Origin of the sequence: Rhizobium sp. NPDC090275 (genome assembly GCF_044772225.1) — a bacterium.
Lineage (GTDB): Bacteria > Pseudomonadota > Alphaproteobacteria > Rhizobiales > Rhizobiaceae > Rhizobium.
Genome location: NZ_JBIVYL010000003.1, coordinates 189630 through 216133 on the forward strand (window position 1 = coordinate 189630; position 26504 = coordinate 216133).

Below are 26504 nucleotides of genomic sequence, written 5' to 3' on the forward strand. Positions count from 1 at the left end.
ATGATGAAATGGACCCGCTTCAACGTCGCGTCCGTGACGCTCGGCTTCGCATTCCTCTATCTGCCGATCGTTCTGCTCGTCGTCTTCTCCTTCAACGAATCGAAGCTCGTCACCGTCTGGGGCGGCTTCTCGACCAAGTGGTACGTGTCGCTCTTCCAGAACCAGGCGCTGCTCGACGCCGCCTGGGTGACGTTGCGTGTCGGCGTGCTCTCGGCAACGGCGGCCACCATCCTCGGCACGCTCGCCGCCATCACGCTGGTGCGCTACACGCGCTTCCGCGGCCGCATGCTCTTCTCCGGCATGGTCTACGCGCCGCTGGTCATGCCCGAGGTCATCACAGGCCTGTCGCTGCTGCTGCTCTTCGTGGCAATCGGTCTCGACCGCGGCTTCTGGACCATCACGCTGGCCCATACGACGCTCACCATGTGCTTCGTCGCCGTCGTCGTGCAGTCGCGTCTGCTGACCTTCGATCGGTCGATCGAGGAAGCAGCGCTCGATCTCGGCTCGCCGCCGGTGCGCACCTTCTTCGAGATCACGCTGCCAATCATCGCGCCCGCCGTGGCGTCCGGCTGGATCCTCGCCTTCACCCTGTCGCTGGACGATCTCGTCATCGCCAGCTTCACGTCCGGTCCGGGTGCTACCACGCTGCCGATGAAGATCTACAGCCAGGTGCGCCTCGGCGTCACGCCCGAGATCAACGCGGTCTGCACCATCCTGATCGGCATCGTTGCGGTCGGCGTCGTCTGCACATCGGTCATCACCAAGCGGCGCGAGCTGCAGCGCGAGAGGGATGAGCGGGCGGCGGCCAACGCGCCGTGATTATTTCGTAGCGCCTTCCTGCGGCGGCTGCTGGTTGCCCGGTTGCTGGTTGCTTGGCAGCGCCGAAAGGACCGGATCCGGCCAAGAACCGCCGACAAAGAATGGCAGGGCTGGAAAGGCCGCGTCGTTTGCGGGATCGGTGGCAATGATCTTGCCAGAGAGCGCAAGCCCGCTCGATTTGTAGGGAATGACCCCCGACAGCGTGATGGTTTCCTGCGGCCCTTCGATCCGGCCGCGCTTGATCTGCGCGGCTCCGTCATCGAGATCGGCCGCGATATCAAGGCGATCGAACGCGAAGGAGCGATGCGATACAGCGCTCAGCGCAAAGAACTCCGCCTTCGCCGCTTCGCTGCGCACCGCCTCGGAATCAAACCCGGGCAGCGAGCCTGCCTGTGCGCGAAAATGAATGTTGCCAGTCACATCCGCCGGCCCCGCCTTCCAGATCGGCAGCGCGGTGCTGACCGAGAGGTCGAGCGAACCGGTCGCAAGCGGCAACGGACCCTTGAGGTTGAGGCGTTCGATCAGGCTGGCGAAATCCGCGCCCCGGATCGACATCTGCAGCTTGCCGCCGCCATCGAAGTCGCCGCGCTTGGTCTCGATATGAGCAGTCAGCGCGCCGCCTTCGAACTGGCTATCGCCGATATCGAACCGCGCCTCGTTGCTGGAGACGATGATGCTCGCGCCGACATTGGAAAGCTTGAACGGCGCGAGGTCGGCCTGCTTGGCTGATAGCCTCAAGTCGATATCGAGCTGCTGCAAGGCGCCGCCATCGGGCGGTCCATGATCTTCGCCGGCGGCAAGCCGCACCACGAAGGCGTCGAACAGGGATTTGAAATTGATCTGGTCGAAAGCCAGCGTGCCGCCGAGCTTGGCGCGCTTGCCAGGCACGAAGCTCACATCCATCGCGCCATTGGCGTTCGAGGCATTCATGCCGAGCGTGAGGTTGTCGAAGCGAAAGCCGTTCGCCGACGAGGTCACATCGCTGTCGATCGAAAATGCCTTGAGCGTCGCCGCATCCGGCAGCGCGCGTCCCGCCCATGTCAGCAAGGCCGGCAGATCCGGAATGCCGACGGACATCGTGCCCTGCAGGCTGAACAGATGGGCGATGTTGGCCACGCCATCGAACTTGGCCGTCACCAGGTTCGATGTCAGCGCGGCCCTCAGCGGTGCATTCTTGCCGCCGAAGGTCAGCAGGGGGCTGCGCGACGAGAAGTCGAGCTTCAGGTCCAGGCCATTGGTGCGAGCGATCAGCACCGCGCCGATCGGGCTCGACAGGCGCGGCCAGCCGATATCGGCGGTCACGCCATCGAAGCGATATGTCTTGCCGCTGGCGACATCGGTCACGTTCAAGGTGCCGTCTTCGACCGTGATGGTGCCGATATCAGCATCCAGCGTCGTGTCGAGCGTCTCTTCGCCGTTCTTTTCCTGCGCGCCGGCGATCGCCTGTGCCAGCTGGCCGTCATTCGTCCAGTCGATGGTGCCATCGCGCTCGCGGGTCAAAAGCAGGTTCGGGCGCAGGATATGAAACTCGTGGAAGCTCGCCTTGCCTCTAAAGGCATCGATCAGGCTGAACTCGGCCGAGACGCTTTCGATCGTGCCCAGCAGCTTGTTGTTGGTGTCCTTCTGGCGCACCGCAATCTTGTTGACGGTGATGCGCGGCGTCGGCCAGAACTCGATGACAGGCCGACCGGAAATCTCGGCATTGTAGCCCGTCCAACGCGACAGCCGGTCCTCGATGCCGGAGCGCACGAGGCCGGTCGAGATCACATAGGGTCCTGCAACGCGGAGCGAAACGAAGACAGCGAGAAAGACCAGCAGCGAGATCGTGCCGACGCGGGCGACACCCGGCAGCCAGCGGGAGACGGGCCTGATTTTTATCCGCCGCGGCGGTGGTCGGGACGTACCCATGCGTTTCGCCAGTCTTTCGACGTCTGCCCGTTAATGTACTGAAATTCCGGATATATCAAATGCCGGGCGGTTGCAAATAGATAGCCGGGCGACCCGATCGGCCGCCACCTTTATCCGTCTTCATGGCGTGTTATATAGGTTGGCAACAAGAGGAGTTCTGCATGCGTGACGATAAGCCACTCTGGATCCCTTCGCGAGCCTCTGTCGAAGCGAGCCCGATCTTCGCATTCATGCAGACGTGCAACCGGGACTTCGGTCTCTCCCTATCCACTTATGGCGAGTTGCATGCCTGGTCGGTCGCCGACCGCGCCAAATTCTGGACATCGGTCTGGGAGTTCTGTGGCGTCAAGGGCGAGCGCGGCGATCGGGTGCTTGTCGATGACGAGATCATGCTCGACGCCCGCTTCTTTCCCGATGCGACGCTGAACTTCGCCGAAAACCTGCTCTCGGGCGAAGGGGCCGGCGACGCGATCATCTTTCGCGGAGAAGACAAGGTAGAGGATCGCTGGAGCTGGGACCGGTTGCGCGAGCAGGTCTCGAGACTGCAGCAGGCCATGCGCGCCGAAGGCATCGCATCAGGAGATCGCGTGGCGGCGATGATGCCGAACGTGCCCGAAACGGTCGCCTTCATGCTCGCAGCCGCCTCGATCGGCGCGATCTGGTCCTCCTGCTCCCCCGATTTCGGCGAGCAGGGCGTGCTCGATCGCTTCGGCCAGATCGAGCCGAAGCTCTTCGTCACCTGCGATGCCTATTGGTATGGCGGCAAGCTGCAGCCAATCACGGAGAAGGTGGCAGCGGTCGCAGCAAAGCTCGGCGTTCCCACCATCGTCGTGCACTATGCGGGTGACGCCGAAGATGTCGCGCAGGCCGTATACGGTGCCCGAACGCTGGATGCCTTCATCGCCGCCTATCCGGTTCGCCCGGTCGAATTCGTGCGCCTGCCGTTTTCGCATCCTCTTTACATCCTGTTCTCCTCGGGCACGACGGGCGTGCCCAAGTGCATCGTGCATTCGGCCGGCGGCACGCTTTTGCAGCACCTCAAGGAACATCGGCTGCATTGCGGCCTCGGCGCCGGCGAGAAGCTTTTTTATTTCACGACATGCGGCTGGATGATGTGGAACTGGCTGGTATCGGGGCTCGCCGTCGGCGCCACGCTCTGCCTCTTCGACGGCTCTCCCTTCGCGCCGGATGGCAATGTGCTCTTCGACTATGCGCAAGCCGAACAGTTCGCGGTCTTCGGCACCTCGGCGAAATATATCGATGCCGTGCGCAAGAGCGGCCTGACGCCGTGCAGCTCGCACGACCTGAGCAGCCTCCGCCTGATGAGCTCCACCGGATCGCCGCTATCGCCGGAAGGCTTCACCTTCGTTTATGAGGGCATCAAGGAGGACATTCAGCTCGCATCTATTTCCGGCGGCACCGACATCGTCTCCTGCTTCGTGCTGGGCAATCCCATGCAGCCGGTCTGGCGCGGCGAAATCCAGGGGCCGGGGCTCGGCCTTGCCATGGATGTCTGGGACGACGACGGCCATCCGGTGCGCGGCGAAAAGGGCGAGCTTGTCTGCACCAAGGCGTTCCCGTCCATGCCGGTCATGTTCTGGAACGACAGCGATGGCGCCAAATATCGCGCTGCCTATTTCGAGCGCTTCGACAATATCTGGTGCCACGGCGATTTCGCCGAATGGACCGAGCATGACGGTATCATCATTCACGGCCGCTCGGACGCGACGCTCAATCCGGGTGGCGTGCGCATCGGTACGGCGGAGATCTACAATCAGGTCGAGCAGATGCCCGAAGTCGCCGAGGCGCTCTGCATCGGCCAGGATTGGGAGGACGATGTCCGGGTCGTTCTCTTCGTGCGCTTGGCATCCGGCGTTGCGCTGACCGATGAGCTGGTCAAATCAATCAAAGCGCGAGTCCGCAGCGGCGCCTCGCCACGTCACGTCCCCGCCAAGGTCATCGCAGTCGCAGATATTCCGCGCACCAAGTCCGGCAAGATCGTCGAACTCGCCGTTCGCGAAATCGTGCATGGACGGCCGGTGAAAAACAAGGAGGCGCTCGCCAATCCGCAAGCCCTTGATTTATTTTCAAATATTGAAGAGCTGCGCGCCTGAATAATTAAAATGATAGTGAAACTACAATATATGACCGGGCAGAGCTTCCTGGCGTTGGCAACCTTTCGTTAAGAAAGCGTCGTCAAAGCTAAAAGTAACTTGGGGCTGCATATGAACGAGGCAGCTTGGAGCCTCTGCTCCCGCAACATGATGTTAGACCGCCTAAGCCCTTGTTGAACAGCACCCAAACTCTCAGGCAGCCCATTGGCTGCCTTTTTTCTTAGCTGGCCAGAACCCGCTGCGACGGAAACGCTATCTCGACGAGCGTCCCTTCGTTGGGCGTCGAGTTGATCGCGAAGATCGCCCTGTTGGCATCGACCATCGCCTTGGTGAGCGGCAGGCCGAGGCCGGTGCCTTCGCCGCGATGGCGCGATTGCGTCGACACCTGCCGGAACGGCTTCATCGCCTGGTCTAGCTCGCTGCGGGTCATGCCCACGCCCGTGTCGCGGATGCGAAGCACGACGCTGCCATTCGACTCATAAGATGTCGACACGACGATCTGCCCGCCCGATGGCGTGAAGCGGATGGCGTTGGAAAGGATGTTGAGCGCGATCTGCTTGATCGAGCGCAGATCGGCGACCACATCGGGAACCGCATGCGAAAGCGCCGTGCGGATGATCACCCGCTGGCTGTTGGCCTGCGGCTGCAGCAGCGCCACGGCTTCCGAGATCGCTTCGTTGAGATTGATCGAGTCGAAATCGAGATCCATCTCGCCGGCTTCGATCTTCGAGATGTCGAGCAGATCGTTGACGATATCGAGCACATGCCGGCCCGAACGGCCGATGTCGTTGGCGTATTCGACATAACGGGGATGGCCGATCGGCCCGAAGCGCTCGCCGGCCATCATGTCGGAGAAGCCGATGATGGCATTGAGCGGCGTGCGGATCTCGTGGCTGACGCGTGCGAGGAAGTCTGTCTTGTGGGCATTGGCCGTCTCGGCGGCACTCTTGGCGCCGCGCAACTCGTCCTCGGTGCGCTTCCACTGGGTTATATCGCGGATCACGGCGCAATAGCCGCTGGAGGAGGTGAGCCGCCCGAGCGTCATGAACAACGGCACGAAACCGCCTGATGCCTCGCGGCCGATCACCTCGCGCCCATCATTGAGGACGCTCGCGACACCATGGCTGGAAATGCCGTTGATATAGTCGAGCACGGCCTTCTGGCTTTCATGCGCGAAGAGCATCACGAAGGGTTTGCCGCGCGTGTCCTCCTCGTCATAGTTGAAGAGCGCGCTGGCGGATCGGTTCATCGAGCGAATGTCGCCCTCGGCGCCGATCACCACGACGCCATCGGTCGCGGTTTCCAGGATCGAGCGCAGTTCCTCGACTTCCACCTGCAGCTTGGCGACCTTCTCGACCATGCGGTCGGCGGCGCGTCCGTCGATAGCAGGAGCAACTTCCGGGGCAGGCGCCGGCCGCTCGCTGACGACAGGCATCAAGGCCAGCATCAATGCCGTGCTGTCTTCCCAGCGGATCGACTGCAGCCGCGCCGACACCGGCACGAGGTCGTCTTCCATGGTGACCAGCATCATGCCGTCATGGCGCGCGCTGGCGTCGTCAATGTCGTCGCGCTGCAGCAGCGCATCGATGCCGCCGACATCGGCCAGATCCTGCAGCGAGCTGTAGCCCGTCAGGCGCATGAATTCGGGGTTGGCATGGATGAGCTGATCGCCGGCGTGAATGAGCACGGCGACAGGCAACTGATCGATCATGCCTGCCGAGAAACCATCGGTCATCTTCACACGTGGCGGAATGAAGCTCGCCAGAATATCCATCTGGCTCACCGTTTCTTCAAGACCTTCGGTAACGTCGTCGCTGTCGTCATTGGCTGCAACAGGCGTGTCGTCGAGCGGCTCGTCCGCCGAATGCTCGGAAGAGGAGGGGACCTCGGCATCACCTAGTACAGTATCGCTGTCTGCGGTGTCGCTGGATACCGGCTGCTCAGCTTCATCCGATCCCGAGACCTCGGCGCTGTCCTCGTGCTGATCCGTCGTCTCGGCAACGACCTCATCGCCTTGCGCTGCCTTGTCGTCAATCAGGTCCGTGCGCGGTGCCTCGTCGGTCACCGTCTGCGCCTCGTCAGCCGCTTGCTTCGCCTCGCCATCCTCATCCGGCGTATTCACGCCAAACGCTTCGAGACGCTTGGCGATCTCGCGGAAATTCGCCTGCTCGGCGTTCGTCAGGCCGGGGCCGACGCCATGCAGCTGCACGATCTTGTCGGTCAGTCGGCGGTTCGGCGTTTCGACGATGCGCAAAACCGGCGGTTCGGCGCGTGGTGTTTCCACGCTTGGCGTTGGAGCCGGCGTATCGTCCTCGACGGCGTGTTCTTCCTCAGCCAGGAAATTGTCCTTGGCTGCCTCGGCAGCGTCCGTTGTCTCCACGTAAACCGGCGCTTCGTCGATGCTGTCCTCAACAGGCGGCTCTTCCACGAGCTGATGCTCATCCGCCACGGTCTCGTCGTCCTGCTGATCTAGTACAGCGTCGCTGTAAGCAATGCCATCAGGGCCGAATGTCAGGCCGAGCGCCAGCGGATCTTCCGCCGCGTCGGAGAGGCGCACGACACCGAAGCCACGGAAGCCATCGAATTCGCGGCTGCGCGTATAGGTCGGCAGCGCCGCCAGGTCGACCGGCACGGCGAGGCTCGTGCCCTCGATAGGCCAGTGAATGGTCTTGCCCGACCATGTGTCGCGGCGCGCCAGCGCCTCGGAAATCTTGCCCTCGGGATCGAGATTGAACAGCGCCGACACATCGCTGAAGGCGATGCCGATGATGTCTGCCGCATGCGGACCAACCGCTTCCGCGAACTCGCCGGAAACCTCGCTGAAATGACCTTCGGCGTCGATCTTCCAGACAAAACGCGTCGCCCGACTGTTCGGCTTGAAGACAAAGCGGCCGTTCTCGGCCGCCACTTGCGTAGCCTCGGGAGCGATCTCTGCGGTGGCGGGCGCGACTTCGGCGTCATCATCCAGATCGGCGACGTGGGTCTCCTCCGCCTGTGCCGGCGCCTCATCGGCCACGCCATCGTCGCTCGCGACCTCACCATCGCCCAGTTCGGCAGCAGCCACCGGCTCAGCACTCACAACATCCGGCTCGAAGGCCGCGATGTCGTCATCGGCAACCGTCTCGCCCGGATGGAATGCCTCGTCAGCCTCGCCATCATCGGACGCTACCGTCTCCTCGGCAGTTGCAGGCGCCTCGGCATCCTCGATATCGTCGGCGGCATCGTCTGCCGCAAGCAATGCCTCGGGCTCCGGATCAGAATCCGCCAGCGTCTCGACGTCAGCGGGCCCGGCCGCTTCCTCGTCAATGTCGCGGGCCATATCAGGCTCGATCACGCCCGCCTCGTAGGCTTCGTCACCGGCAGGCACGGTCTCTGCCTCGAATGCCTCGGCGGCAACAGCCGAAGCCTCCGCGATGTCGGTATCGTCGGCAATGCTCTCGTCCGGCGCGTCCTCGATATCCTCGATCTCGGCAACGGCATCGATCGCGTCGGCGAATGTCGAGGTCGGGGCGACAACGGTATGGTTAACGGGGCTTGTGGATAAGTCCGGCGTGTCCGTCGGGTCCAGACGCCCGAGCACGGTCTCGACCGCGAAAAGCAGGTAAAGCGCGGGCTCGCTGCTGATTCGCCCGACGGCGGCCGGCAGGTAACCCTTGCCTGTTGCGACCGGTCGCTTGATCAGTCCATGCGGATGTGCTCCAGCCATCGTCGCCAGCGCCTTGGCCGTCGGCTGCGTCACGCCGAGGGATGAAAAGCCGGGGGAGGCGGCAACGATTTCGCCTTCGCCACCGATGACGGCCATATGCGTATCCGGATCGTCGAGCCCCTTCAGCATCTGCGCGGCCGACTGCTCCGTCGACAGCGCCCGCGTCGCGACCGGCAATGAGACGAGCACCGCCGCTTCGCCGGAAACGTCAATCAGTTCAACCGAGGCCTGCACGGCCACGCGCTGGAAACCCTGCGCGATGCGGATCATGAAGTTCCTGGTATCACCGGTCCTTGAGAGCTGCCGGGCGGTGACTTCCAGCTGGCGATAGGTGATATCGCCGCGATTGACACCCTGATCCAGAAGATCATAGACGGCCGCATGCCCGAAAAGCTCCGCACCCGCGCCGTTCGCCCAGAGCGCACGCGCAAGGTCCGCCGAGAAAAGCACCAGAGCTTCCCCGCGGGCAAAGTGCTCCCGCACACGCGGATGCACGGCGATGTCGATGAACGGATATTGGACTGCGGGCATCAGCGGACCTTTAGTCTTCGGGCCTGGCAAATTAACGGTCTATTAATAACGACAGGGCGCAAACCGGTCCAGCACGACCAATGGCTTTCGGCCGAAAAGGTTAACGTCGGTTGCGTCGCACAATTATGTTGCAGTGCACAATAAGATGCGCTATATGATACTTACCTAACAAACGAGGCTTTCACGATGCCGAGACACAAGGAGCAAGCACCAATGGCGAAAATGGAAGACGTATTTTCTATCTCCTCTTTTGACCCCGCGAAGTTCGCTGACTCGTTTCGCGATTTCGCCGAAAAGGGTTCGCAGCAGTCGCGCGACGCCTATGCCAAGATGAAGGCAGCCGGCGAAGAAGCCAGCAAGACGCTCGAATCCACCGTTCAGACGGCCCAGGCCGGCGCTGCCGAAATCGGCCATCAGGCGATCGGCGCCCTGCGCACCAATGCCGAGAACTCGCTGACCCACATGGACGCGCTCCTCTCGGTGAAGTCCGTGGCCGAATTCTTCGAACTGCAGACCTCTTTCCTGCGCAAGCAGACGGAACTGACGATCGAACAGGCCAAGGCCATGCAGGAAACCTCCAAGCTGGTAGCCGAAAAGGTTGCCAAGCCCTCGAAGGAAGCCGCTGAAAAGGTCATGGCTTCGTTTAAGGCTGCCTGATTTTTATGACAGACGAACGAAAAGGCTGGACCCTTCGTCCAGCCTTTTTGTATATTAAGGACAGATAGGGCTTGAATTAAATTTCAAGTCCCCGTATGTCACCCCCGTCGCGCCAAGCGACGTTTGTGCGGTTGTAGCTCAGTTGGTTAGAGCGCAGGTTTGTGGCACCTGAGGTCGGAGGTTCGAGACCCCCCAACCGTACCATTCTCTCCACGATAATGAGATAAGTATCCGGCTTTCGTCTCCTTCGAGACATCGCCTCAATGCTTCATCATCACCGGCATGGTCGCGTGCGAGAGCACGTATCGGGTGATCCGGCCGAAGAGCAATTCCAGAAGATAGCCGTGCTTGAAGGCGCCGATCAGCAGGCAGGTTGCGTTCTGCGCCTTGGCGAATTCCACGATTGTCTCGCCGATCGAACGGCCATTCGACGATATCTCGACCACCTGGCCTTGAAGCGCAAGGCGGGCAAGCAGGGCCTCCGCGCTCGTCTTGGCCTTGCCGTCGGTGTCGTCGATGCAGACGAGCGTGATCCGTTTCGCGGCGGCAAGCCAGCGTTTGGCGGCGATCAGCGTTTCTTCGGCGTGTCCCTGTTGTCTCCAGCCGATCACCACATGGCCGAACAGATTGCCCTGGTAGTAGTCGCTGGCGGGCGGCATCAGGACCAGTTTGTGCTGGTTGAACACGACGCTGAGAAAGGCGTCGCGCGCATCGGCGTTCCCGTGCCTCGATGTCACCACGAGCTCGCTCGCCGCGCATTCGGTGGCGACGCAACGCGCGACATCGCCGCGGCAATCGTCGAGAAAAACCGTGCGTCGCTGCGCGTGGCGCCGGCGCCAAGTGGCGAATGCCCGGCCGACCTGCTCGAAACGTTGCCGCGATGAGCCCTCGGCGTGATCGCGCAACTGTATCAAATCGATCTCCTCGGGCGAGAAGACCAGCGTCATCGGCTCCGATCCGATATGGGCGGCGGCCATGGAGCCATGGACGGCATGCGCCGCGTCCTCGGCAAGGTCGAGACAGAGCCGGGCGGTCATCGGATCGGGCAGAAGCGCCAGCACCTCAGCGCCGCCATGCGATCGGCACAGCGGACTGTAGCTTTCGATATCCTGATCAGCGTCTCTGCGATCCTTCGTGAACATGGTCATACGCGCTCCAAAGGGGCGCTCGCCGGATCAAACAATGGTCGCATCAAGGCGACCTCACCGCAGGCGCCGATGTCATGATTTTACGCCTGCAAATGACGCTCCGCAACATGCTCCATCAAGGGAAAATCGAGCGTTCAGACGAGTCGTCCGCCTCTCCAGGCTGTGCCTGACATGGCCTCTCAAAGTCCTGTCGCCGCGCCCGACAGGTATTTTTCGTGAGTCACCCTTGTATAAAAGGCGTTGCTAATCAATATCATCGCCATGCCCCGCGCCCCCTGCGTTATATTGCGTTGCAAAATGTGAACGAGAATGCCATTTTCCCGCCGGGGGTTAATTCAGAGTGATTTTAGAAGGAGACTTATATGTCCATTTCGCTCAGCAATCTGGATAAATCCAACGCCCAGCCAATCCCTCCGGTCAACGCAGCCGCTGTTTTGAAAACGGCACGTGAGACCATTGGCTATAGCGTTGACGATCTCGCCGTGACGTGTGGTTTGCTCGTCGCTGAAATCGAGGAAATCGAAAGCGGCGAAGATACGGATTCCGCCAAGATCAAGCGCATCGCCGCTGCCTTGCAGCTGCCGCTGTCTTCGCTCGGCCTGGAATAATCCAGTTGTTCTTGCGGGACCGGCGGCATTTCGCCGGTCCTGCCGCTTGCATCCTCGCTTAGCGGTTCATTAACCCTGTTGCCCGAACCCCAGGGACGGGCCGATGCCAGAGGTAGTTTTACCTCCCTCCATATAAGATAGATTAGCAACCTGAGGGCGAATGTTCCTCCGGGCGCTACATCATGTTGAGCGGCCGCGGGACGGTATCGTGGGGATGGCATCATGGAACGACGTGCATTTCGCATCTGCGATCGATTGTTCGATCGCGGCGAACTCCTGGAGCGCGGCATGCTGCTCGTGTGCGCGGTTCTGGCCGTCGTGCTTCCGATCCTCGACACCGGCCTCCCGGATACGACCGACGATATCCTGCTGCATGACTTCAGCCTGCTCGGGGGGGCGACCTATCTTATGCTGTTGACCTTTGCCGCTGCCTTTTTCGGCGTCTTCGCGACGGCCGTGCGCGAGCATATGCGCTTCATCGATCTCGCCGGTCTGATCATGGCCGCCATTGCCGCATCCCGCGCCGTCTACCTGATCGGATGGGTTCATCTCCCGATGACGGTGGACGACGGCGGCCTCGCCGCGGTGCCGCTTGCCGGTTTTCACCTGTCTTATGGCAGCTTGCCGCTTCTCGTCCTGCTGTTCGGCAGCATATGGCAATTGCGCCGGTCCTGGCGCGGGTGATCGCAAGGCGATACCGGTCCTTCTCGGCCAATAATGGAACTACGGTTGGCAGCGCACGTTTTCCTTCTCTCAAAGGAGCGTGTGTATGTTGGAGACCCAAGCCGACACATCGGTTGTCGCAAGCCTTGCGCAGTTCCGCTGGAACAGCCGCGTCATTGTGATCTTTCCCGACAAGGACAATGCCCGAAGCGCCCGGCAGGAGAACCAGCTTATGGCGGACAGGCCCGGCCTCGAAGAGCGCGACGTCGTCGTGCTGAAGGTGGCCGGCGACACCGTGCGCGCGCTTTTCGGCACGGTCAGGGATCTGGACGCAAATGCGCTCGCCCGTGATCTGGCTGCCCCGCCGGCGGGAGAATTCATGGCCTTCCTTGTCGGCAAGGATGGAACGGTGAAGCTCACGATTGGCCAGCCGATAACGGCCGCCGAGCTTTTCACCATCATCGATGCCATGCCGATGCGCGCAGCCGAAGCCGCCCGGCCTTAAGCCGCCACACCTTTAAAGACACATCGAAGAAAGGAGCGGATCATGTCCGTGCCAAACGAACCCTTGCCCGGCACGCCGCCGATGCCGGGACCCGATTGGGCGCCGCAGCCTCCGATCCATGAGCCGGAGCCCGACAGCTTGCCCGACGAGCTGCCCAATCCCAACCCGGATGAAAACGACGAGCCACCCAAGCATGCGTAACGCGTGCGGACGTAACTACAGGAACATCTGCCTGTCGGCAGCCACCAGTTCCTGCAGGAAATCGACGACGGTGCGCACGCGAACGAGATCGCGTGCGCTCTCGTGATACGTCGTCCAGTAGGCACGCTCGATCGAGACATCGGGCAAGATCCGGATCAGCTCGGGATACTGCCGGGCAATGTAGTCGTGCAGGATGCCGATGCCGGCGCCGGAGCGAACCGCTTCCGTCTGCCCGGTTGCGGTCGAAATCTCGAAGCCGGCGTCCCAGCTGCGCATCACCGCCGATGAGAAATTCAGCGACGCCGTGAAGATCAGGTCCTCGACATAGCCGATCCGGGGATGATCCTTGAGCGCGTCGATATCTTGAGGCGTGCCGTTCGCGCGCAGATAGTCCTTCGAGGCGTAGAGGCCCAGCGTATAGTCCGTCAGCTTCGACGAGACGAGCCGCCCCTGTTCCGGCCGTTCCAGTGTGATCGCGATATCGGCCTCGCGCTGTGACAGCGAGAAGGAGCGGGGCACCGGCACCAGCTGTATCCTGAGCTCCGGATGTCGCTTGATCAGCCGGCCGAGCCGAGGTGCGAGAAACGCCACTCCGAAGCCATCGGGCGCGCCGATCCTGACCGTTCCCGCGATGCTACTGTCGAGATGGCCGAGGCTCGCTTGCGCCCTCAGCATCTCGGTCTCCATGCGCTCGGCAGCATGCAGAAACATCTCGCCCTCCGCCGTCAGGTCGCAGCCATTGGTGCGCCGAACGAGCAGCCGCGTCTTCAGCCGCTCCTCCAGCGTCGTCACCCGCCGGCTCAGCGTGGCGTGGTTGACGCCCAGCCGCTTGGAGGCCGAAAGGATCTGTCCGGTTCGGGCCACGGCCAGGAACATACGCACATCATCCCAGTCCAAATCGGCCTCCGGCTTTAATTTTTGCACAACGGTTGCTTAAACCTGTTCATTGATTTGTGCAAATTGAAGTGCGATGCTGGCTCATCCAATAAAGACTGTGAACCCAGAGGAGACACATCCATGCATGAGATCGGTCATTTCATCGGCGGTAGACACGTCGTCGGCTCGAGCGGCCGCGCGAGCAATGTGTACAATCCGGCAACGGGCGAAGTTCAGGCAACCGTAGCGCTCGCCAGCGTCGAGGAGATGCGCGCCGCCGTCGAAAACGCCAAGGCCGCGCAGCCGAAGTGGGCAGCCACTAACCCGCAGCGCCGCGCCCGTGTCTTCTTCAAGTTCGTCGAGCTCCTGAACAAGCACATGGACGAGCTCGCCGTCATGCTCTCCAAGGAACACGGCAAGACGATCGAAGACTCCAAGGGTGATATCATCCGTGGTCTCGAAGTCTGCGAATTCGTCTGCGGCATTCCGCACCTGCAGAAGGGCGAGTTCACCGAGGGCGCAGGTCCCGCGATCGACATGTACTCGATGCGCCAGGCCGTCGGCATCGGCGCCGGCATCACCCCGTTCAACTTCCCGGCCATGATCCCGATGTGGATGTTCGCGCCGGCTATCGCCTGCGGCAACGCCTTCATCCTGAAGCCTTCCGAGCGCGATCCATCCGTGCCGATGCGCCTCGCCGAACTGATGATCGAAGCCGGCCTGCCAGCAGGCATCCTCAACGTCGTCAACGGCGACAAGGAAGCCGTCGACGCGATCCTGACGGACCCGGATATCGGTGCCGTCTCCTTCGTCGGCTCGACCCCGATCGCCCGTTACGTCTATGGCACCGCTGCCATGAACGGCAAGCGCGCGCAGTGCTTCGGCGGCGCCAAGAACCACATGATCATCATGCCGGACGCCGACATGGATCAGGCGGTCAATGCTCTGATGGGCGCTGGCTACGGTTCCGCCGGCGAGCGCTGCATGGCGATCTCCGTTGCCGTTCCCGTCGGTGAGGAAACTGCCAACCGCCTCGTCGAGAAGCTGACGCCGAAGATCGAGGCGCTGCGCATCGGCCCCTATACGGACGACAAGGCTGACCTCGGTCCGCTTGTCACCAAGGAAGCCCAGGCTCGCGTCTCCGGTCTCATCGACAAGGGTGTCGAAGAAGGCGCCAAGCTGGTCGTTGATGGCCGCGGCTTCAAGCTGCAGGGCTATGAGGACGGTTACTTCGTCGGTGGCACGCTGTTCGATCACGTCACGCCGGATATGGATATCTACAAGACCGAAATCTTCGGACCTGTTCTCTCTGTCGTTCGCGCCAAGAACTACGAGGAAGCCCTCGATCTGCCGATGAAGCACGAATACGGCAACGGCGTCGCGATCTACACCCGCGACGGCGATGCGGCGCGTGACTTCGCTTCTCGCATCAACATCGGCATGATCGGCATCAACGTTCCGATCCCTGTTCCGCTCGCCTACCACTCTTTCGGCGGCTGGAAGGCATCGAGCTTCGGCGACCTCAACCAGCACGGCACGGACTCGATCAAGTTCTGGACCAAGACCAAGACGATCACCGCTCGCTGGCCATCAGGCATCAAGGACGGTGCCGAGTTCGTCATGCCGACGATGAAGTAAGCATTTGTAACAGTTGAGCTTTGGAACCGGGCCTCGCAAGAGGCCCGTTTTCGTTTAGGGGCGCACTCTCCCCGCTTTTATAACGTGATTCATTTTTTCATCTTTTTCTATTTTGGAATTGTTCAAAACTATCAAAGGCACTATATACAGTGCCTAACGAGAACGAATCTGGAGATCGGCATGCGTTTGACTAAGCAGACCAACTATGCTGTTCGCATGTTGATGTACTGCGCTGCCAATGAAGGCAGTCTCAGCCGGATTCCGGAAATTGCCAAGGCCTACGGCGTTTCCGAACTCTTCCTGTTCAAGATCCTGCAGCCGCTGAACAAGGCCGGTCTGGTTGAGACCGTGCGTGGCCGTAACGGCGGTGTCCGCTTGGGCAAGCCGGCGGACAAGATCAGCCTGTTCGACGTTGTCCGGGTTACCGAAGACAGCTTCGCCATGGCGGAATGTTTCGAGGACGACGGCGAAGTCGATTGCCCGCTGGTCGATAGCTGCGGCCTGAACTCGGCGCTGCGAAAGGCGTTGAACGCCTTCTTCGACGTGCTGACGCAGTATTCGATCGACGATCTGGTCAAGGCTCGTCCGCAGATCAACTTCCTACTCGGCCTCGATGGCAACCATCATCAGCCCAAGCCTCGTGCCGTCGCGCCGGCTGCCTGAGGTAGCGTGGCGTTATTCTTCACAACCGCAGTCATGGATCATGGCTGCGGTTGTTTCGTTTTTGGATTCTGATGACAGGCGCCTATCCCGAGGACCGGTATTTGCACTACCGGTGATATGCGCAACATTAAATGCGACCAAAAAAAGGGTTATCCAGCGTGAATATTGCTAAATGTGACCAATTTTCGGCGTAAAATTACTAAAGTTGTTCGGCTGGAAAAATTTTCCGGCCCGGTCGTTGATTTAAACAATCAAATGTCGTTCCATCGGCGCTCGATCGGGAGGAGCGCTCTGCGATCAGACAAACGTATAAAAGAACAAACCTGGGAAACGAAATCATGAAAAAGATCTCTGTCCTTCTGGCAGCGACCGTTTTGGCTTCGGCCATGGCGTCGACCGCTTGGTCCAAGACGCTTGTATATTGCTCGGAAGGATCGCCGGAAGGCTTCGATCCCGCAATCTACACGGCTGGCACCACCTTCGACGCTTCGTCGCGTACCGTCTACAGCCGCCTCGTCGAGTTCAAGCATGGCAAGACCGAAGTCGAGCCGGGCCTTGCAGACAGCTGGACCGTTTCCGATGATGGCCTGACCTATACCTTCAAGCTGCATCCGGGCGTCAAGTTCCAGACCACCGAGTTCTTCACGCCGACCCGCGACCTGAACGCCGACGACGTCGTCTTCTCGTTCGACCGCCAGCTGAAGGCCGACAGCCCCTGGGCCAAGTACGTCGCCGGCGTTTCCTACGAATACGCTGCCGGCATGGGCTTCCCCGAGCTGATCAAGTCGGTCGAAAAGGTCGATGACCTGACCGTCAAGTTCACGCTGAACCATCCGGAAGCACCGTTCCTCGCCGACCTCGCCATGGACTTCGCATCGGTCGTTTCCAAGGAATATGCCGACAAGCTGCAGGCCGATGGCAAGATGGAGCAGATGAACCAGATGCCGCTCGGCACCGGTCCGTTCACCTTCGTCGCCTACCAGCCGGATGCCGTCATCCGCTACAAGGCCAACGAAAGCTACTTCAAGGGCAAGGAAAAGATCGACGATCTCGTCTTCGCGATCACCCCTGACGCTTCGGTTCGCGCTCAGAAGCTCAAGGCCGGCGAATGCCACATCATGCCTTACCCGAACGCAGCGGACGTCAAGGATCTGAAGGCCGATTCCAGCCTCAAGGTTCTGGAACAGCCGGGCCTGAACGTTTCCTACCTCGCCTACAACACCCAGCAGGCGCCGTTCGACAAGCCTGAAGTGCGCAAGGCGCTCAACATGGCGATCAACAAGCAGGCGATCGTCGATGCCGTCTTCCAGGGCGCTGGCCAGGTTGCCAAGAACCCGATCCCGCCGACGATGTGGTCCTACAACGACGCCGTCAAGGACGACGCTTACAGCCCCGACGAAGCCAAGAAGATGCTTGAAGCCGCTGGCGTCAAGGATCTCTCGATGAAGATCTGGGCAATGCCGGTTTCGCGTCCGTACATGCTGAATGCACGTCGCGCCGCCGAGCTGATGCAGGCTGACCTCGCAAAGGTCGGCGTCAAGGTCGACATCGTCACCCACGAATGGGCTGAATACCTGAAGCTCTCCAAGGACGTGAAGCGCGATGGCGCTGCTATCCTCGGCTGGACGGGTGACAATGGTGATCCGGACAACTTCCTCGACACGCTGCTCGGCTGCGAAGCCGTCGGCGGCAACAACCGCGCGCAGTGGTGCAACAAGGAATTCGACGCCCTCGTGAAGAAGGCCAAGAAGACCGCTGACGTTGCCGAGCGCACGAAGCTCTACGAAGAAGCACAGGTCGTCTTCAAGAAGGAAGCACCCTGGGCAACCCTCGACCACTCGACGGAATTCGTTCCGATGAGCGCCAAGGTTTCCGGCTACGTGCAGGATCCGGTCGGTGTTCACCGCTTCGACGGCGTTGATATCGCCGAATAACCAAATCTATGCAAAGATGCCCGACAAGATCGGGCTTGGCCGGCGGTCAGGTTTGATACCTGACCGCCGGACTAATATGGACATATGATATGTTTCGTTTTTTCATCGGGCGCCTAGCGGTCCTGATCCCCACCTTCCTCGGTGTTTCCATCATCGCCTTCGCGTTCATCCGCCTGCTGCCCGGAGATCCGGTCATGCTGATGTCGGGCGAGCGCGTCATGGCGCCGGAACGCCACGCTGAAATCATGCACGACCTCGGCCTCGACCGGCCCGTCTACGTCCAGTACATCGATTACCTCGGTAATCTCGTTCAGGGCGATCTCGGTTCGTCGATCGTCACCAAGCGCCCGGTCCTGCAGGAATTCATGTCGCTGTTTCCGGCCACGCTGGAGCTGTCGCTCTGTGCCATCCTGTTCGCCATCATCCTCGGCATTCCCGCCGGCATCTTCGCCGCGGTGAAGAGGGGGACGTGGTTCGACCAGGGGGTCATGGGCGTCGCCCTTGTCGGCTACTCCATGCCGATCTTCTGGTGGGGCCTGCTCCTCATCGTTCTCTTCTCGAATACGCTGCACTGGACGCCAGTTTCAGGTCGTATCTCGCTGATGTACTTCTTCAAGCCGGTCACCGGCTTCATGCTGATCGACAGTCTGCTGTCCGGTCAGGCCGGCGCCTTCAAGTCGGCCTTCCAGTCGCTGATCCTGCCGACCATCGTTCTCGGCACCATTCCGCTGGCCGTCATCGCCCGCCAGACCCGCTCGGCCATGCTCGAGGTTCTCGGCGAGGATTACGTCCGCACCGCCCGCTCCAAGGGCCTGGCCCCGCTGCGCGTCGTCGGCGTGCATGCGCTGCGCAACGCCATGATCCCGGTCGTCACCTCGATCGGCCTGCAGGTCGGTGTTCTGCTTGGTGGCGCGATCCTGACGGAAACCATCTTCTCCTGGCCGGGCATCGGCAAGTGGATGGTCGATGCGGTCTTCAAGCGTGATTACACCGTGGTTCAGGGCGGTCTGCTCCTGATCGCGGCCATCATCATGCTCGTCAATCTGATCGTCGATCTCATGTACGGTCTCATCAATCCACGCATCAGACACTAGGAGCGGCCCATGAGCACGACAAACACCACGTCTGCCCAGCCCTCCGGTCTCTCGGAGTTCTGGTACTACTTCTCCCGCAACAAGGGCGCGGTCATCGGCCTCGTCGTTTTCGTCTTCGTTCTCCTGCTGGCGATCTTCGCATCCGTCGTCGCCCCGCATGATCCGAACGTACCGTCGGGCTTCCAGCGCCTGCCGCCGGCATGGTCGGAAGGCGGCAACAGCGCCTATCTGCTCGGCACCGACGCCGTCGGCCGCGACATGCTTTCGCGCCTGATCTTCGGCACGCGCTTCTCGCTGTTCATCGGCCTCGTCGTCGCCTCGCTGTCGGCTGTCGCCGGCGTCCTGCTCGGCCTCATCGCCGGTTACTTCCGCGGCCGCACCGATACGATCATCATGCGCGTCATGGATATCATCCTGGCCTTCCCGTCGCTGCTTCTGGCCCTCGTGCTGGTCGCCGTTCTCGGTCCCGGCCTGTTGAACGCCATGATCGCGATCTCGATCGTCAACCAGCCGCACTTCGTCCGCCTGACCCGCGCCGCCGTCATCAGCGAGCGCGAGAAGGAATATGTCGTGGCCTCCCGCGTCGCCGGCGCCGGCACGCTTCGCCTGATGTTCAAGACGATCCTGCCGAACTGCCTGGCACCCTTGATCGTTCAGGCAACGCTCGCCTTCTCGGCGGCCATCCTCGACGCGGCGGCCCTTGGCTTCCTCGGCATGGGCGCCCAGCCGCCGACATCCGAGTGGGGCACGATGCTCGCCGACGCCCGCGAGTTCTTCCAGAGTTCGCCGTCGCTCGTCACTTTCCCGGGCCTGTGCATCCTCATCACCGTTCTCGCCATCAACCTGATGGGCGACGGTCTGCGCGATGCGCTCGATCCCAAACTGAAGAGGTCCTGATATGGCACTTCTCGAAATCGAAAATCTCGTCGTCGAGTTCCAGACCTCGACCGGCACCTTCCGCGCCGTCGATGGCGTGTCGATGAAGGTCTCGGCCGGCGAAGTTCTGGCCATCGTCGGCGAATCCGGCTCCGGCAAGTCCGTTTCCATGCTGGCAGCCATGGGCCTTCTGCCCTGGACCGCCAAGGTTACCGCCGACAAGCTGGTCTTCGACGGCCGCAATCTGCTCGGCATGTCGGGAGCCGAGCGCCGCAAGATCATCGGCAAGGACATGTCGATGATCTTCCAGGAGCCGATCGCCAGCCTCAACCCGTGCTTCACGGTCGGCTTCCAGATCGAGGAAGTGCTGCGCATTCACCTCGGCCTCGGCAAGGCGGAGCGCCGCAAGCGCGCCATCGAGCTCTTCGAGGCCGTCGGCATTCCGAACCCGGCCGAGCGCCTCGGCCACTTCCCGCACCAGATGTCGGGCGGCCAGTGCCAGCGCGTGATGATCGCGATTGCGATCGCCTGCAACCCGAAGCTCCTCATCGCCGACGAGCCGACCACCGCGCTCGACGTCACGATCCAGAAGCAGATCCTCGATCTCCTGATGCGCCTGCAGACGGAACACGGCATGGGCCTCATCATGATCACCCACAATATGGGCGTGGTCGCCGAGACCGCCGATCGCGTGATCGTGCAGTACAAGGGCCGCAAGATGGAAGAGGCCGACGTGCTGTCGCTGTTCGAAGCCCCGAAGAGCGATTACACCCGCGCGCTGCTCGCGGCTCTGCCCGACAACGCCACCGGCGACCGCCTGCCGACCATCGGCGAAATCTTCAAACAGACGAGTGAGGGAGCGGCCCAATGACGCCAGTCCTCGAAGGCAAGAACATCGTCCGCAACTACTTTCTGCCGGGCGGCCTGTTCAAGAAGGAAAAGACCGTGCACGCCGTCAAGGGCGTGAACTTCAAGGTCGATGAGGGCAAGACGCTCGCTATCGTCGGTGAAAGCGGCTGCGGCAAGTCCACGCTCGCCCGCATCATCACCATGATCGATCCGGCAAGCGACGGCGAACTCTTCATCGACGGCAAGAAGGTGGATATCGCAGCCGGCGATCTGACGCCCGAAATGCGCCGCAAGGTGCAGATCGTCTTCCAGAACCCCTATGGTTCGCTGAACCCGCGCAAGAAGATCGGCGATATCCTGATGGAGCCGCTGATCATCAACACCAACACGCCCGCTGCCGAACGCCGCGAACTGGCGATGTCGATGTTGAAGAAGGTCGGCCTGCAGGACGTCCACTTCAACCGCTATCCGCACATGTTCTCCGGCGGCCAGCGTCAGCGTATCGCGATTGCTCGCGCGCTGATGCTGAAGCCACGGCTTTTGGTCTTGGACGAGCCGGTCTCGGCGCTTGACCTTTCGGTCCAGGCACAGGTGCTGAACCTGCTTGCCGACCTGCAGGACGAGCTGAACCTGACCTACGTCTTCATCAGCCACGACCTCTCGGTCGTCCGCTACATGGCCGATGACGTCATGGTCATGTATTACGGCGAAGCTGTCGAATACGGATCGCGGGATCAGGTTTTCAACGACCCGCAGCACAGCTATACCAAGACATTGTTCGCGGCGACGCCGCGCGCCGATGTCGACACCATCAGGGCACGTCTCGCCCGCAAGAATGCGGCCATCGCGTCGTAAGCTTGGGTCTCCTGACACGGCGGATCATGCCGAGGTGAGGAGAGTTTCTGGAATGTCAGCACAAAACACGCGCCCCCATGCCATCATCGTCATGGGGGTCAGCGGCTGTGGCAAGTCGTCTGTAGGCGAGGCCATAGCGGAAGCCCTTGCCGTCGAGTTCGCCGAAGGCGACGCCCTGCATCCGGCGTCCAACGTCGAGAAGATGTCGAAGGGCACCCCACTCACCGACGACGATCGCTTACCCTGGCTCGACATCATCGGCCAGACGATGAAGACAGCGCTCGACCGCAACGAGGGTATTGTCGTTTCCTGCTCGGCGCTGAAGAGGAGCTACCGCGACTGCCTGCGCGCCGCCGTCGATGGCAATCTCTTCTTCGTTTACCTGCACGGCTCAAAGGAGCTTTTGACCGCACGAATGGGTGCCCGCAAGGGCCATTTCATGCCGCTCTCTTTGCTTGAAAACCAGCTGGCAACGCTCGAGATCCCGACCGGTGAGGCCGGCGTCGTGACCGTCGATATCGATGGAACGATAGACGAGATCGCGAAGACGGCGCTCCGCGATCTCAAGGCATTGGGCATCGACTAGCCGTCGTTGCGCAGCAGGATCTTCTTCTCGAAGAAGAAATACGGCCGCAGCTTCACGCCGATGACATTGCCCGCGAAGGCGGCCACGGCCCAGAGGTAGCCATGTACGCTGCCCGAGGCGATGCCGGAGAAATAGGCGCCGATGTTGCATCCATAGGCGATGCGCGCGCCGTATCCGAGCAGCAGTCCGCCGATGACGGCCGCCAGCACCGAGCGCAGCGGGATATCCCAGCTCGGCGCGAAGCGGCCGGCCAGCGATGAAGCGAGCATGGCGCCGGCGATGATGCCGAAGTCCATCACCGAGGTGACATCGGCAAACACGCTGGTGGCGAGCGCCTTGGCGTTGGCCGGCGTCTGCCAGTAGGCCCAGGCGGTCGGATCGATGCCGATCAGTTGCGCGCCCTTGGCGCCCCACAGCGCGAATGCCGAGGTGATGCCCCAGGGCCGGCCGGCGATCGACAGCGTCACGAAGTTGAGCAGCGCCAGCACGACCGCGCCGAGCACCAGCGGCCATGGACCACGGAGGAGGCGGGCAAAGCCGCGGCGCGGTGAGGGGGCTGCGACCTCCAGCGATCCGTGCCAGCGCTTCTCGACCAGCACGGTCAAGCCGGCGATGGCGGCGAAGATGATCAGCGAAACCGCAATGCCGCCGGCAGCGCCGAAGCTCGTTACCAGTGATGTCGGCGGCAGCGACGGCAGGCTGACCCACCAGTCGAAGTTGATGGTGCCGAGCACCGAGCCGACAATGAAGAAGAACAGCGTCACCAGCATGCGCGCATTGCCGCCGCCGGCGGTGAACAGCGTGCCGGACGCGCAGCCGCCGCCAAGCTGCATGCCGATGCCGAACATGAAGGCGCCGACGATGACGCCGATGCCGGCAGGCGACACCGAGCCCTTCACTTCATGGCCGAACAGCGTGCCGCTGGCGAGAAACGGGAAGAACAGCACGACGGCGATGGCAAGCAGGATCATCTGCACGCGCAACCCGCGCCCGCGTCCATCCGCAATGAAGACGCGCCAGGCGGAGGTGAAGCCGAAGGCGGCGTGATAAAGCGCGATACCGAGCGCGCCGCCGACGAGGAACAGCGCACCTTGTGCCGGGCCGTAATAATAGCCGAGCAGCAGCGTACCGAGAATGAGAACGAGCAGCGAGCCGAGGCCCGGCGTGCCGAGCGCGGGCTCTCTGGCGTCGAGAGCGGAGGAAGAAGCGATGGACATGGGGATTTCCTAGTTTCCCGCCTGTTTTAAGGACTATCCCGCCAGCTGTGTAGGAATCACGTTGCGTCATCCGCCGCCAGGGCGGATTCCTGTCCTCATTGCGACCTTAAATACGGAAAGCGACGGCCGTTAGGGATTAAACCGCTGCGGCGAGTAGGCGGAGATGTCGACGAAAGGCTTTTCGCCCGTCATTTGCTCCGCCAGCGCCCTGCCGGTCGCCGGTCCGAGCGTCAGCCCGTGATGCGCGTGGCCGAAGGCGAACCACAGGCCTTCGTGGCGCGGCGCCTTGCCGATGATGGGCATCATGTCGGGCGTGCAGGGACGGGCGCCCATCCAGGGTTCGGGATCGAGCCGCTCGCCGAGCGGAAACACGCCGCGTGCCACCTTTTCGGCGCGGTCGAGCTGCACCGGCGTCTTCGGCGCGTCGATCGCCGCGAATTCGGCACCCGTCGTCAGCCGGATTCCGTTCTCCATCGGCGCCATCAGATAGCCGAGCTCCGTGTCGGCCACGGTGTTGTTGAGCACCGCGTTGCCCTTCGCCGAATAATGCATGTGATAGCCGCGCTTGACCCCTAGCGGGAAGGCGTAGCCGAGACGCTTCGTCGCGACCGCCGCCCATGGCCCGAGCGCCATCACCGCCTCATCGGCTTCGACGGGACCCTCATCGGTCGCGATCTTCCAGCCGGCGCCGAACTTGCCGAAGGAGTTCGCATCCCCGGTGATAAAGCGGCCGCCGATGCTTTCGAAATAGCGCAGATAGCTTGCCGTCAACGCCTGCGGATTGATGACCGACCACGGATCGCGCCACTTCAACGCGCCGACGAAACCTAGATTGAGATCCGGCTCAAGCCGCGCCAGATCGCCAGTATCCAGCTTGTCGAAGCCGACGCCGAATTCCCGCTGTAGCCGCTCGGCCTCGGCGAATTCCGCGTCGCGCTTCTCACCGGTGCGAAACACCTCGATCCAGCCGTTCTTGCGGATCAGATGCTCGGCGCCTGCCGCCTCGATCAGGTCGTTGTGCTCGGAGATCGAATGCGCGATCAGCGGCGCATAGGCCTTCGAAATCATCTGGTGGCGCTTGGCGTTGGAATGCCACCAATAGCGCGCCAGAAACGACAGCTGGCCCGGCAGCGCCTTCAGATGATAATGCGCGTCGATACGGTTGTTGAAGGCGTAGCGGACGAGAAGGCCGAGCTGCTGCGGAAAGCCGTAGGGCACCACGCCCTCGCGCTGGATCAATCCGGCATTGCCGAAGGATGTGCCGTTGCCCGGCGGCTTGCGATCGATCAATGTCACCTGGCGTCCGCGCCGCTGCAGATGAATGGCCGTCGATACGCCGACGATGCCGGCTCCAAGCACGATTACGTTCTTCGTCATTTTCCCACGAAACCCACGATAGTCTAGGCATGGAAAATGCCCCTCCGCCAAGCCGCGTGCAAATGAAAAATCGCATTCATTTCAAAAACATTGCCGTCTTCAGCGCGCGGTTCTCCACCGAGATGCGAAGCCACAGCATCAGCCCGTTCAAGATGGAGAAGGTGGCGGCATAAAGAGGCATGTTGAACGCCAGCGGCAGCACCGCGATCTCGCCGATCACGACCGCATAATTCGGATGCGAGAGCAGCCGATACGGTCCCTCACACACCAGCGGTGCCCCCGGCAGCACGATGATCCGCGTCGTCCATCGCCCCTTGAGCGTGGCCAGAACCCAGAGCCGCCCAAGCTGCAGCACGACGAAGAGCACGAGCCACACCGGCTGCACCGGATGGCCCGGCGCCAACAGCCAGAGCCCGGCAAGCCAGCTAACATGCAACGCCACCATGACAGGATAGTGGTCGGCGCCGATCTCGCGGGCGCCGCGCGCCATCAGCGCTCTGGCGTTGCGGCGGGCGATGACAAGCTCCGCCAGCCGCTGCAGCGTCACGAAACCGAGGATGAGGATCGAGGGCCACATGGTCAGGCCCTCGTCAACGTCACGCAGCTGGCCGAAAAGCCCGGCCCCATCGCAATCATCGCCGCCCGCTTCGGCAATCCCTGGCGCAGCACCCGCTCGAGCACAAACAGCACCGTTGGCGACGACATGTTGCCGTATTCCTCAAGCACCGCCCGCTCATGGTCGAGCGCCGAGGACGGGATAGACAAGGCCGTCTCCAGCGCCGCCAGCACGTGCGCCCCGCCGGGATGGCAGATGAAGCGGTCGATATCATCCCGACTCAGCCTGTTACGATCAAGAATGCCGTCGATCGCCGGGCCTAACTCCTTCTCCGCAAAGGGCGGCAGCGATTGCGCCAGCACGATCCCGAAGCCGGTATCGTCGATCTTCCAGCCCATGATCCCCAGCGTATCGGGAAACAGATGCTCCCCGGTGGATTCGACCGCGGCAAGCCCCTCCGGCCCAGCCCGCAAGATACAGGCCGCTGCTCCATCGCCGAACAGCGCCGTGGCGATGATATTCGCCCGCGTCAGCTCGTCCAGCCGGAAGGCCAGCGTGCAAAGCTCGATCGAGACGAAGAGCACGGTCGCTCCGGGCCGCGCCTTGGCGAGCCGCGCCGCGATCGCAAAGCCCGAAACGCCAGCCGCGCAGCCGAGCCCGAACACCGGCAGGCGCTCGATATCCGTGCGAAACCCGATCTCGGAGGCCAGCTGAGCATCAAGGCTCGGCGTCGCGATGCCTGTCGAGGAAACCGTGACGATGCAGTCGACATCGGTTCCCTTAAGGCCAGCCTGATCGAGCGCCGCCGTGACGGTCCGGCGAAACAGGCTGCGCGCCTCGTCCTGATAGGCCTGCATCCGGTCTTCCCAGCCATGCGGCTCGGTGAACCATGAGAGCGGTCGCGCGGCGTGCCGCGTGCGGATGCCGGCATTCGTGAAGACCGGCACGAGATGCGCGAAGTCCTTCAGCCGGCTGGAAAACAGCCGCGCTGACGTCCCCGCGGCTTCCTCCTGCGTGATCACATGCAGTGGTGCCGCGGTGGCGAGGCTGAGTAGTTTGACGGTCTCGTTCACGAAAATGCTCCTGTTCATCCCCCGGCGCACGCGGAGCAAACACGCCAGAC

The 26504-nt window shown here is 61.9% G+C and carries 23 protein-coding genes and 1 tRNA gene; 16 read left to right on the forward strand and 8 right to left on the reverse strand.

What is annotated here, in order from left to right:
- Complete coding sequence (locus ACIQUB_RS08875; protein ID WP_018898485.1) at positions 1-819, forward strand: ABC transporter permease; 819 nt, start codon at positions 1-3, stop codon at positions 817-819.
- On the opposite strand, the gene ACIQUB_RS08880 is transcribed toward ACIQUB_RS08875, so the two are convergent.
- Positions 820-2727 carry an AsmA-like C-terminal region-containing protein gene (locus ACIQUB_RS08880; protein ID WP_113235515.1) on the reverse strand — a complete coding sequence of 636 codons (1908 nt, stop codon included), beginning with the start codon at positions 2725-2727 and terminating at the stop codon, positions 820-822. It lies immediately after the preceding gene.
- Between the two features lie 161 nt (positions 2728-2888).
- Between ACIQUB_RS08880 and ACIQUB_RS08885 the strand changes: the two genes are divergently transcribed.
- Positions 2889-4841, forward strand: coding sequence for an acetoacetate--CoA ligase (locus ACIQUB_RS08885; RefSeq protein ID WP_113235516.1), 1953 nt, complete (start codon positions 2889-2891; stop codon positions 4839-4841).
- 220 nt (positions 4842-5061) lie between these two features.
- Here the strand turns inward: ACIQUB_RS08885 and ACIQUB_RS08890 are convergent, their stop codons facing one another.
- A complete protein-coding gene (locus ACIQUB_RS08890) occupies positions 5062-9078 on the reverse strand; it encodes an ATP-binding protein (RefSeq protein ID WP_113235517.1) in 4017 nt (1338 codons plus the stop codon).
- Positions 9079-9291: 213 nt separating this feature from the next.
- On the opposite strand from ACIQUB_RS08890, the gene ACIQUB_RS08895 reads away from it, so the two are divergent.
- Positions 9292-9735 (forward strand): phasin, encoded by a 444-nt coding sequence (locus tag ACIQUB_RS08895; protein ID WP_113235518.1) that lies wholly within the window; start codon positions 9292-9294, stop codon positions 9733-9735.
- A 127-nt stretch (positions 9736-9862) separates the two neighbouring features.
- Positions 9863-9939: transfer RNA gene (locus ACIQUB_RS08900), tRNA-His, on the forward strand.
- A 56-nt stretch (positions 9940-9995) separates the two neighbouring features.
- Here the strand turns inward: ACIQUB_RS08900 and ACIQUB_RS08905 are convergent.
- Positions 9996-10883: a universal stress protein gene (locus tag ACIQUB_RS08905; RefSeq protein ID WP_113235519.1), complete on the reverse strand. Its 888-nt coding sequence runs from the start codon at positions 10881-10883 to the stop codon at positions 9996-9998.
- Between the two features lie 362 nt (positions 10884-11245).
- Between ACIQUB_RS08905 and ACIQUB_RS08910 the strand changes: the two genes are divergently transcribed.
- From ACIQUB_RS08910 to ACIQUB_RS08925, 4 genes are all read left to right on the forward strand, one after another.
- A complete protein-coding gene (locus tag ACIQUB_RS08910; protein ID WP_113235520.1) occupies positions 11246-11491 on the forward strand; it encodes a helix-turn-helix transcriptional regulator in 246 nt (81 codons plus the stop codon).
- 222 nt (positions 11492-11713) lie between these two features.
- Positions 11714-12175 carry a hypothetical protein gene (locus ACIQUB_RS08915; RefSeq protein ID WP_113235521.1) on the forward strand — a complete coding sequence of 154 codons (462 nt, stop codon included), beginning with the start codon at positions 11714-11716 and terminating at the stop codon, positions 12173-12175.
- 85 nt (positions 12176-12260) lie between these two features.
- The gene (locus ACIQUB_RS08920) at positions 12261-12659 is read left to right on the forward strand and encodes a DUF4174 domain-containing protein (protein ID WP_113235522.1); all 399 of its coding nucleotides are present in this window, start codon (positions 12261-12263) and stop codon (positions 12657-12659) included.
- A 42-nt stretch (positions 12660-12701) separates the two neighbouring features.
- The gene (locus ACIQUB_RS08925; RefSeq protein ID WP_018898496.1) at positions 12702-12860 is read left to right on the forward strand and encodes a hypothetical protein; all 159 of its coding nucleotides are present in this window, start codon (positions 12702-12704) and stop codon (positions 12858-12860) included.
- A 15-nt stretch (positions 12861-12875) separates the two neighbouring features.
- Here the strand turns inward: ACIQUB_RS08925 and ACIQUB_RS08930 are convergent, their stop codons facing one another.
- Positions 12876-13757, reverse strand: a complete 882-nt coding sequence (locus ACIQUB_RS08930) for a LysR family transcriptional regulator (RefSeq protein WP_113235523.1) — start codon at positions 13755-13757, stop codon at positions 12876-12878.
- Positions 13758-13877: 120 nt separating this feature from the next.
- Here ACIQUB_RS08930 and ACIQUB_RS08935 point away from each other — a divergent pair, with 120 nt between their 5' ends.
- From ACIQUB_RS08935 to ACIQUB_RS08970, 8 genes are all read left to right on the forward strand, one after another.
- The gene (locus tag ACIQUB_RS08935) at positions 13878-15374 is read left to right on the forward strand and encodes a CoA-acylating methylmalonate-semialdehyde dehydrogenase (RefSeq protein ID WP_112979888.1); all 1497 of its coding nucleotides are present in this window, start codon (positions 13878-13880) and stop codon (positions 15372-15374) included.
- 180 nt (positions 15375-15554) lie between these two features.
- A complete protein-coding gene (gene rirA / locus ACIQUB_RS08940; RefSeq protein WP_113235524.1) occupies positions 15555-16037 on the forward strand; it encodes an iron-responsive transcriptional regulator RirA in 483 nt (160 codons plus the stop codon).
- Between the two features lie 338 nt (positions 16038-16375).
- The gene (locus ACIQUB_RS08945) at positions 16376-17971 is read left to right on the forward strand and encodes an ABC transporter substrate-binding protein (RefSeq protein WP_112979889.1); all 1596 of its coding nucleotides are present in this window, start codon (positions 16376-16378) and stop codon (positions 17969-17971) included.
- Positions 17972-18060: 89 nt separating this feature from the next.
- Positions 18061-19065 (forward strand): ABC transporter permease subunit, encoded by a 1005-nt coding sequence (locus ACIQUB_RS08950; protein ID WP_018898501.1) that lies wholly within the window; start codon positions 18061-18063, stop codon positions 19063-19065.
- 9 nt (positions 19066-19074) lie between these two features.
- On the forward strand, positions 19075-19962 hold the full coding sequence (locus tag ACIQUB_RS08955; protein ID WP_018898502.1) for an ABC transporter permease subunit: 888 nt from the start codon (positions 19075-19077) through the stop codon (positions 19960-19962).
- 1 nt (position 19963) lies between these two features.
- On the forward strand, positions 19964-20812 hold the full coding sequence (locus ACIQUB_RS08960) for an ABC transporter ATP-binding protein (protein ID WP_113235525.1): 849 nt from the start codon (positions 19964-19966) through the stop codon (positions 20810-20812).
- Positions 20809-21645, forward strand: coding sequence for a dipeptide ABC transporter ATP-binding protein (locus ACIQUB_RS08965; RefSeq protein ID WP_112979890.1), 837 nt, complete (start codon positions 20809-20811; stop codon positions 21643-21645). The genes ACIQUB_RS08960 and ACIQUB_RS08965 overlap by 4 nt, the downstream gene beginning before the upstream one ends.
- A gap of 52 nt (positions 21646-21697) precedes the next feature.
- Positions 21698-22231, forward strand: a complete 534-nt coding sequence (locus ACIQUB_RS08970; protein WP_113235526.1) for a gluconokinase — start codon at positions 21698-21700, stop codon at positions 22229-22231.
- On the opposite strand, the gene ACIQUB_RS08975 is transcribed toward ACIQUB_RS08970, so the two are convergent.
- The 4 genes from ACIQUB_RS08975 to ACIQUB_RS08990 form a co-directional block, all read right to left on the reverse strand.
- Positions 22228-23448 (reverse strand): YeeE/YedE family protein, encoded by a 1221-nt coding sequence (locus ACIQUB_RS08975; protein ID WP_113235527.1) that lies wholly within the window; start codon positions 23446-23448, stop codon positions 22228-22230. The two genes, ACIQUB_RS08970 and ACIQUB_RS08975, sit on opposite strands and share 4 nt — an antisense overlap.
- 129 nt (positions 23449-23577) lie before the next feature.
- Positions 23578-24825 carry an FAD-binding oxidoreductase gene (locus ACIQUB_RS08980; RefSeq protein ID WP_113235528.1) on the reverse strand — a complete coding sequence of 416 codons (1248 nt, stop codon included), beginning with the start codon at positions 24823-24825 and terminating at the stop codon, positions 23578-23580.
- Positions 24826-24901: 76 nt separating this feature from the next.
- Positions 24902-25402, reverse strand: coding sequence for an isoprenylcysteine carboxylmethyltransferase family protein (locus tag ACIQUB_RS08985; protein WP_113235529.1), 501 nt, complete (start codon positions 25400-25402; stop codon positions 24902-24904).
- A 2-nt stretch (positions 25403-25404) separates the two neighbouring features.
- Entirely contained in the window at positions 25405-26454 is a 1050-nt protein-coding gene (locus tag ACIQUB_RS08990) for a type III polyketide synthase (protein ID WP_113235530.1), read from the reverse strand.
- Between the last annotated feature and the right edge of the window lie 50 nt (positions 26455-26504).

Coding starts and splice junctions, on each gene's coding strand:
- ACIQUB_RS08950 (WP_018898501.1), top strand. CDS start 18,061: ATGTTTCGTTTTTTCATCGGGCGCCTAGCGGTCCTGATCCCCACCTTC.
- ACIQUB_RS08910 (WP_113235520.1), top strand. CDS start 11,246: ATGTCCATTTCGCTCAGCAATCTGGATAAATCCAACGCCCAGCCAATC.
- ACIQUB_RS08955 (WP_018898502.1), top strand. CDS start 19,075: ATGAGCACGACAAACACCACGTCTGCCCAGCCCTCCGGTCTCTCGGAG.
- ACIQUB_RS08935 (WP_112979888.1), top strand. CDS start 13,878: ATGCATGAGATCGGTCATTTCATCGGCGGTAGACACGTCGTCGGCTCG.
- ACIQUB_RS08975 (WP_113235527.1), bottom strand. CDS start 23,448: ATGTCCATCGCTTCTTCCTCCGCTCTCGACGCCAGAGAGCCCGCGCTC.
- ACIQUB_RS08980 (WP_113235528.1), bottom strand. CDS start 24,825: ATGACGAAGAACGTAATCGTGCTTGGAGCCGGCATCGTCGGCGTATCG.
- ACIQUB_RS08925 (WP_018898496.1), top strand. CDS start 12,702: ATGTCCGTGCCAAACGAACCCTTGCCCGGCACGCCGCCGATGCCGGGA.
- ACIQUB_RS08945 (WP_112979889.1), top strand. CDS start 16,376: ATGAAAAAGATCTCTGTCCTTCTGGCAGCGACCGTTTTGGCTTCGGCC.
- ACIQUB_RS08985 (WP_113235529.1), bottom strand. CDS start 25,402: ATGTGGCCCTCGATCCTCATCCTCGGTTTCGTGACGCTGCAGCGGCTG.
- ACIQUB_RS08880 (WP_113235515.1), bottom strand. CDS start 2,727: ATGGGTACGTCCCGACCACCGCCGCGGCGGATAAAAATCAGGCCCGTC.
- ACIQUB_RS08895 (WP_113235518.1), top strand. CDS start 9,292: ATGGCGAAAATGGAAGACGTATTTTCTATCTCCTCTTTTGACCCCGCG.
- ACIQUB_RS08890 (WP_113235517.1), bottom strand. CDS start 9,078: ATGCCCGCAGTCCAATATCCGTTCATCGACATCGCCGTGCATCCGCGT.
- ACIQUB_RS08915 (WP_113235521.1), top strand. CDS start 11,714: ATGGAACGACGTGCATTTCGCATCTGCGATCGATTGTTCGATCGCGGC.
- ACIQUB_RS08875 (WP_018898485.1), top strand. CDS start 1: ATGATGAAATGGACCCGCTTCAACGTCGCGTCCGTGACGCTCGGCTTC.
- ACIQUB_RS08970 (WP_113235526.1), top strand. CDS start 21,698: ATGTCAGCACAAAACACGCGCCCCCATGCCATCATCGTCATGGGGGTC.
- ACIQUB_RS08905 (WP_113235519.1), bottom strand. CDS start 10,883: ATGACCATGTTCACGAAGGATCGCAGAGACGCTGATCAGGATATCGAA.
- rirA (WP_113235524.1), top strand. CDS start 15,555: ATGCGTTTGACTAAGCAGACCAACTATGCTGTTCGCATGTTGATGTAC.
- ACIQUB_RS08965 (WP_112979890.1), top strand. CDS start 20,809: ATGACGCCAGTCCTCGAAGGCAAGAACATCGTCCGCAACTACTTTCTG.
- ACIQUB_RS08885 (WP_113235516.1), top strand. CDS start 2,889: ATGCGTGACGATAAGCCACTCTGGATCCCTTCGCGAGCCTCTGTCGAA.
- ACIQUB_RS08960 (WP_113235525.1), top strand. CDS start 19,964: ATGGCACTTCTCGAAATCGAAAATCTCGTCGTCGAGTTCCAGACCTCG.
- ACIQUB_RS08920 (WP_113235522.1), top strand. CDS start 12,261: ATGTTGGAGACCCAAGCCGACACATCGGTTGTCGCAAGCCTTGCGCAG.